This window comes from Pseudomonas sp. FW305-70 (assembly GCF_058783925.1).
On record NZ_JBYSYZ010000001.1, the window covers coordinates 323697 to 330835 of the forward strand.

Genomic DNA, 7139 nt, shown 5'->3' on the forward strand with positions numbered 1-7139 from the left:
TCTGCTACTCCCATCTGTAGTGTGCTCCTTCGCAATGCACTCTTGACTTAAACGAACACCAAAAAAATGGCCCGTATTCAATGAAAACACTCTGCGTCTTCGGCACTCGGCCCGAAGCTATCAAGATGGCGCCCCTGGTTCTTGCCCTTGCCTCTGACGAACGCTTCGATGCGAAGGTTTGTGTGACAGGCCAGCACCGAGAAATGCTTGATCAGGTACTTGACCTGTTTGCTATAACCCCAGACTTCGACCTGAATATCATGAAGTCCGGCCAGGACCTGACCGATGTCAGCACAGCCATCCTGCAGGGCTTGAAAGGCGTATTTGCACAATTCAAACCGGATATTGTGCTGGTTCACGGTGATACCGCGACCACCTTCGCTGCCAGCCTCGCGGCCTACTACCAACAAATCCCAGTCGCGCACGTTGAAGCGGGCCTGCGTACAGGCAATCTCTATTCGCCTTGGCCTGAAGAAGGCAACCGCAAGTTGACGGGTGCGCTGGCCAGCCTGCATTTCGCCCCGACCGAAACCTCGCAATCGAACCTGCTACGCGAAGGCGTCAATCCCGAAAGCATCATCGTTACAGGGAACACCGTAATTGATGCATTGCTGGACGTAGTGGCGCGACTTGATAAGGACCAGGAACTCAATCAAAAAGCCGCCGCGCCTGGTGCATTTCTCGATCCTTCCCGGAAATTGATTCTCGTAACCGGGCATCGTCGAGAAAGCTTCGGTGACGGGTTTGAGCGAATCTGTAATGCGTTGATTGAAGTCGCCCAACAAAACCCTGAGGTTGATATCGTTTATCCGGTGCACCTCAACCCTAATGTTCGCGAACCTGTCAACCGGTTGCTTGCCGGCATCGACAATGTCCATTTGATCGAACCATTAGATTACCTTCCGTTTGTTCACATGATGACCCGCTCTCACATCATATTGACCGACTCGGGCGGTATTCAAGAGGAAGCGCCTTCACTGGGTAAACCAGTATTGGTCATGCGCGATACAACAGAGCGTCCTGAGGCAGTCTCGGCTGGCACTGTGAAACTAGTTGGCACCGAAACTAACAATATTGTCATTGAATTGAATCGCCTACTGAATGACACAGATGCATACCGAACGATGAGCTTTGCCCATAATCCATACGGTGATGGGAAAGCATGTGAAAAAATAAAAAATTCGCTCATAGAAAAACTATCTAAGTAACCGTCATATAGACTTGGCCTTGTCTCATTAAAGGCCAAGCAGCCATCAAGCGCTAAACTCCACCTCAAAGCCAAAAAATTCAATTTTAATGTCACACTTAATTTTCATGACATTCACCGTAGAGCATTTCGCTTGCGAAAACTAATGAACTTAACATTAAATCCGAATTTTCGTCGGTACCTTGGCAACAGCACCTGGATGATGACCGAGCAATTGCTTAGGCTTTTCTCTGGGGTATTTGTAGGAATTTATGTAGCTCGATATTTAGGCCCAGATCAATTTGGTGCATTGAGCTACGTCCTTACTATCTCTGCACTCTTAATTGGAGTGTCTAGAATGGGAATGGACTCAGTACTGACTAGAGACCTTGTACAAAAACCTGATCGAAAGAAAGAGTTAATGGGCACCGCTTTCTGGATCATGACTATAACAGCCGCCATATGCTACGCACTTACAGCAACAACCATTTACAACATACAAGAAGATAACGAAACAAAATTATATGCACTAATAGTCGCTGGCAGCACTTTTTTCACATCATTCCTAGTTATAGATTTTTATTTTCAATCTCAAATACAGGCAAAATACTCCTCACTATGCAAATCAACCTCATTAATAATCACTTCGAGCGTCAAAGTAGCACTCATATTTTATAAGTCAAATCTAATTTGGTTTGTTGTAATAACTGCATTAGAGCAGGCAATACTAGCAACATTTCTCATAATTGTTTTCTCCCGAACAAATTTATTAACGTTCTTTTTCAAGTTCAACACGCAAGATGCAAAGGAAATGCTTACCAGTTGCTGGCCCATGGTCATATCCTCAGTAGCAATATTAATCTATATGCGAATAGACCAAATAATGATCAGGCACATGCTTGGATTACGAGAAGTTGGCATATATTCCGCTGCGGCAAAACTGTTTGATGCATGGTTTCTTCTGCCTTATACACTAACAATCTCTCTCCTACCTATCATTTCAAAGTTAAAACAAGAAAACTCTTCCTTTTACAAACTAAGACTCACACAATTTTTCAGCATGATCATATGGACATGCATGCTTGTTGCCATCATCACTACTTTCACAAGCGAATATATTATCAAATTATCTTTTGGCGATGAGTATAAAGAAGCAGCACTAGTATTAACTATAATGATGTGGACTGCTGTCTTTTCTGCCACAGGGTCAGTTTCCGCTCGCTATTTTAGTGCTGAGCGCATGGAGAAAAAAATTGCAACACGCACAATAGCCTCTGCGATTCTAAACATCATACTAAATTTCGTTTTAATCCCTATATACGGAATTATCGGCGCAGCCATTGCTACGCTGACATGCACCATCTTCGCCAACTACCTAATTGACTGGCTCGACAAAGATCTTAAAGACCTTCTGAAGATAAAGCACAACGCATTACTCTTCCGCCACCAACTAAAAGACTCAAAATAGGCCTACCATGTTCCGCATTTCACAAATATGTATCTCAGGTGCTTTTGGAGAGGGGAACTTTGGCGACGACTTATTATTGCTTGGGTACTTAAACCTCCTTACAAAAAACAACATACCTCAACGCGAAATAAAAATCATCTCTAAAACAAATGACAAATTAAGCCTGCAAATCCAGTCGCGCTTCCCGGACATCAAAATCATCCAGAAAGATAAATTCGGAATAATTAAAACAAAATATAATGTATTTGCAGGCGGAACACAGTTTTATACATTCGCGTTACCACCCCAAAAAAAATTTCCACTTTTAGACCGAATAGTATTTCACTTAACTCACAAGCGAATACTATCGAAAAAATCAATAATGCTGAACGTTGGGTTTGGACCTTTCGAAATCGCGCCAAGTGATAGACTTCAAAAAAAAATCTGCGACGCCTACTTTGTGTCGGTCAGAGACAAAGTCAGTCTAGAACACTGTAATAACTTTAGAGGAAAAAACTTCTATTACGGCGCAGATATTGGCTATACCCCCGAACTGTACACAAAATTAAATACCAAAAAAATAGGCGAAGAAAGATTAAGCGACACCCGCAAACTTAAAGCATTAATTATTTTGAGGGACTGGCCTGGGTTTGACTTTAACAACGTCATAAGCAACATAAAACAGACGCTAAAAAAGCGCAATATAAGCTATGCGTTTTACATCATGAGCCCAATTAAAGATTCAGCATTCCGCTCTGCACTCGATAGCTCCAACTCCGAATACTCAGAATGGGATGAAGGTAACTTAGATGAAGCACTATTACATATATCAAAATTTGATTTTTTAATTACGTCTCGATATCACGCAGTGGTGACCGCAGCTACATTTACCATTCCATCAATCTGTATAGATATCGAACCAAAACTAGCGATCGTATCAGAACAATTAAACACAAACCTTACAATCGACATGAACGTAACAACCGAGTCATTAGAAAGGGCAGTTGATACATTACAAAACTCTTACGACGATGTAAAAAAACGCCTAAACAAATCAACCGAGCGTGAACGAAAACGATTTTACGAATTTAGCAAATCCTTTAAGCCTGTTGCTGAAGAACTAGCATCCGAGACAGCCCGATGAACGAAGAAAGCATATTGATTTATATTCTAGGCGCTATTCTTTATGGCACTATTGCATTTGCTTGTATAAGAACAAAAATATCATTCATCCACCTTATTTCTTTATTCATCATTCGAATAACACTACCATTAATTTACTTGCAAGAATCATACGAATTTGAGTTTGTTGTATGGTTATTACTCTCCAGCATATCTCTAATTCTTGGCTTTATTATCACTACAATGCGGAGCAAAAAAAATACGCCCGCACTACTGGCGAGCAACCCGGCATCTCCAAACGCTATCCAGTTTGCATTATTTATCGGGTTTACATTCATTCTCTATCACTATGCTGTTGTAGGCTTACCTATTCTTAGCGACAACATCGACATGGTTAGATTTCAACAACGAGAATCAGGACTGTTCGGTATTCCAAGCCGCTTCGCCGTATACTTCCCAAGCCTAATCTTAATCACATCAGTAATTGTCTACCAATCAAAAATCATAAATAAAAAATCATTTTATTTTTGGATTGCAGTATCTCTGTTCTTTTTCGTGGCGCAAGGAAACAAAAGCTCTCTCCTAAGCTTTGTGTTTGTCCTACTTTGCACAAAACGATTTTGGAATTTTCCAGTTATCAGTCGCAAAGTCATAGCCGGCATCATCTTAACGGGCGTTGGATTTTTATATTTCACTTTTAGCAAGTACGCAACATTAGCTGACACCAACTTCGTTGATTATATGATTCAGCGTCTGACTTATATCTCATTAGACCCAATCTATACTGTATACCGCGCAGAGAGCTTTCATGTAGATGCAATAGCCTCAAGCATTATCATCAATGACTTAACATACCCAATTGCTCAAGTATTTGGCTCCGACGGCTCAACATTCAACGCACAGCTTTCCCGCCACATTTACGGCTTTAACTCAAATCAATTTTCAGTACCAGTCACTCCTTCCATATTTGCTTATTACAAGTATGAATTTGGAATGTTTGCATCCGTCATTGCATGCCTAATCACTGGGATTGTAATTGGTAAAATATTCTTAAAAAGCAACAAATGCCATAACGCTGAAAACTTATCAATATTGTTATTTTGTGAATACCAAATATATACTGGCCTCGCAAGCGGAAATCTTTTTTATATGATCCTAAACGTCGGCGTCATTATTGGCGCTTACAAAATAGCTATCTCGATGTACCGCAGAATGCCAACCAAAGGGAAAAGGACTTTGCCCTTTCCATCATTTCAGTCCAACTAGTTAATACACGTCATCACATGAAAAAGATAAAGATTCTTTACATATTACATACCGACTGGTACTGGATTAAACAACGCACTCAGTTTTTAGCCGAGTCAATAGCGGACCAAGGTTGTGACGTCGATGTCATTTACAAGTTCTCGCCTAAGAAAAATGGCAAGACAAAAAATTTCCACCACTCTGAAAGCCTGACGATTACAGGATTACCTTTTTTACCATTTAAGGCAAAACTTATCCCTGGCCTTCGATTGATAGATGAGTTTATTTGGGGTGCCTTCATATCCTTAAAATCTTACTTCTCTCGATATGATTGCATTGTAGTTACCCACCCTTTGCTCGGCGGATATGTAAAACACTTGAATCGCCCCATTGTTTATGACCTGCATGACGATAACGCGGAGTTTTACCCAGAGGGAAGACTTAAAAATTTGATCATTAATGAGAATCGTAAGTTACTTGAAAAGGCCAATCAGGCTATTTTTTCATCAAATTTTTTATTAAAAAAATTCAATGCAATAAAAGATGGCTGCGTTATTCGCAACGCTCATGGACTGCAAAGCGACAGCTATTCGAAACGTCTTTCCACCCTCAAGATAAAGTCAAATATAAAAAAGATATATTACTTCGGAACCATCTCAGAATGGTTTGACTTTGAATTAATAAAGCAAGCATTAGATTTATTTGAACGTATTGAATTTCATCTGATAGGCCCCTCCGACTGCAATACGCCACAGCACCCTCGGATTTTTTATTACGGGGCCATGGAGCATAGCGAAATGATTCGGCAATCAATGAGTGCAGATGCTTTTATTATGCCCTTCTCTATCACTCCATTAATTGAAGGGGTAGACCCAGTCAAAATATACGAATATTTGTCCTTTCCCGTACCCATTCTTGCGCCTGCTTATAACGAAATCTTTCACTTTGAAGGCATGGTGAATTATTATAGTAACGCAGGAGAGTTTAATGACCTACTAAGATCCTTAGAAACCATTGAAGTAGATACATCTAAAAGAATTTCTTTTTTAAATAAGAACTCCTGGAAATCAAGAGCCGAACAGTTGCATAAAGCGATAAACAACCATGCGTAACATTTCGTTAATTTTCTTGAATTATGGCCCTCCAAACTTATTAGAATCGGCAATCCAGAGTTTTTTATTACAGCACCCCAATACCACCCCCACCGCGCAACTTATTATCGTAGATAATTACACCTCTGACGAAAATCGAAGCGCATTAAAGTCTATTGTTAATAAGCACCCCGAAATCTCGATGCACCTGATATTTAATTCCTGCAATATTGGATATGGTGCAGGAAACAATATTGGTCTTAAATTCGCCTTCGACACATTAAAATCCGACTTAACATTTGTATTAAACACAGATATTTCTTTTGAAACATTCTCTTCAGATACTTCCTTATACCCAATAACCTCTGAACCAATGCTGTACACATTCAATGTTATCGAAAATGGGAAAAATATCAGCTATAACAGTTTTTCAAAACACACGTTTCGCTCAAAACCATCAGATATCAGAACAAATAACTCGTATCCGTCAGGGTGCTGCTGGGGTATGAATCGGTCGATGTGGGATGTTTCAAATGGTTTTGTGGAGGATTATTTTCTATACTTCGAAGAACTGGAGTTTATTTACAGATATAGAAAACAGTCAAAAAAATTCCCCCCTCTAACTAAAATTGAAAAAGTGACAATCAATCACTCCCAAGGTGGAACCACCGGAATATCAAGAGATGTCAGATCTCGCAGTTTAATTTCTGAGTTTTGGTCTGCCCGCTCAAGAATCATGTTTGCTAAAAACCACACTGCCATGCTGCTACCAACAGCAATCGCGTACAACATTCTTCTCGCAATACATCGACTCGCAAAGAAGTCACCAAGACACGCAAACACAATCCTCAAAGCAACTTTTTCGGCACTCTTCAACAAATCAACAAACGCCCCTCAAAATATTATTAATATTGAGTCGCCAATTATTCGAAACCAACCCTAACAAAATACATCACTTTTCAAGCAGCGCGTTTCCTTCTAGCCCCTCCCTTTTAATATTAGAATTAGAGACAAAATGAAAATTGGTTTTTTAAGCGTCTTTAACTAT

General features: G+C 40.2%; 6 protein-coding genes. All 6 read left to right on the plus strand.

Annotated features, from left to right (window positions below):
• Positions 1-80: 80 nt before the first annotated feature.
• Positions 81-1208: a non-hydrolyzing UDP-N-acetylglucosamine 2-epimerase gene (wecB, locus tag AC3WN7_RS01515; protein ID WP_102675086.1), complete on the plus strand. Its 1128-nt coding sequence runs from the start codon at positions 81-83 to the stop codon at positions 1206-1208.
• 198 nt (positions 1209-1406) lie between these two features.
• Complete coding sequence (locus AC3WN7_RS01520) at positions 1407-2654, plus strand: flippase (protein WP_207258423.1); 1248 nt, start codon at positions 1407-1409, stop codon at positions 2652-2654.
• Positions 2655-2661: 7 nt separating this feature from the next.
• On the plus strand, positions 2662-3777 hold the full coding sequence (locus tag AC3WN7_RS01525; protein WP_102675084.1) for a polysaccharide pyruvyl transferase family protein: 1116 nt from the start codon (positions 2662-2664) through the stop codon (positions 3775-3777).
• Positions 3774-5021: an O-antigen polymerase gene (locus AC3WN7_RS01530; protein ID WP_102675083.1), complete on the plus strand. Its 1248-nt coding sequence runs from the start codon at positions 3774-3776 to the stop codon at positions 5019-5021. Before AC3WN7_RS01525 ends, AC3WN7_RS01530 begins: the two co-directional genes overlap by 4 nt.
• A gap of 17 nt (positions 5022-5038) precedes the next feature.
• Positions 5039-6112 carry a glycosyltransferase family protein gene (locus AC3WN7_RS01535; RefSeq protein ID WP_102675082.1) on the plus strand — a complete coding sequence of 358 codons (1074 nt, stop codon included), beginning with the start codon at positions 5039-5041 and terminating at the stop codon, positions 6110-6112.
• On the plus strand, positions 6105-7034 hold the full coding sequence (locus AC3WN7_RS01540) for a glycosyltransferase family protein (protein ID WP_146022424.1): 930 nt from the start codon (positions 6105-6107) through the stop codon (positions 7032-7034). Before AC3WN7_RS01535 ends, AC3WN7_RS01540 begins: the two co-directional genes overlap by 8 nt.
• The last annotated feature ends 105 nt before the right edge of the window (positions 7035-7139 follow it).

Bases quoted from the DNA above. Each gene is read 5' to 3' on its own strand.
- wecB (WP_102675086.1), top strand. From the start codon at position 81: ATGAAAACACTCTGCGTCTTCGGCACTCGGCCCGAAGCTATCAAGATG.
- AC3WN7_RS01520 (WP_207258423.1), top strand. From the start codon at position 1,407: ATGATGACCGAGCAATTGCTTAGGCTTTTCTCTGGGGTATTTGTAGGA.
- AC3WN7_RS01525 (WP_102675084.1), top strand. From the start codon at position 2,662: ATGTTCCGCATTTCACAAATATGTATCTCAGGTGCTTTTGGAGAGGGG.
- AC3WN7_RS01530 (WP_102675083.1), top strand. From the start codon at position 3,774: ATGAACGAAGAAAGCATATTGATTTATATTCTAGGCGCTATTCTTTAT.
- AC3WN7_RS01535 (WP_102675082.1), top strand. From the start codon at position 5,039: ATGAAAAAGATAAAGATTCTTTACATATTACATACCGACTGGTACTGG.
- AC3WN7_RS01540 (WP_146022424.1), top strand. From the start codon at position 6,105: ATGCGTAACATTTCGTTAATTTTCTTGAATTATGGCCCTCCAAACTTA.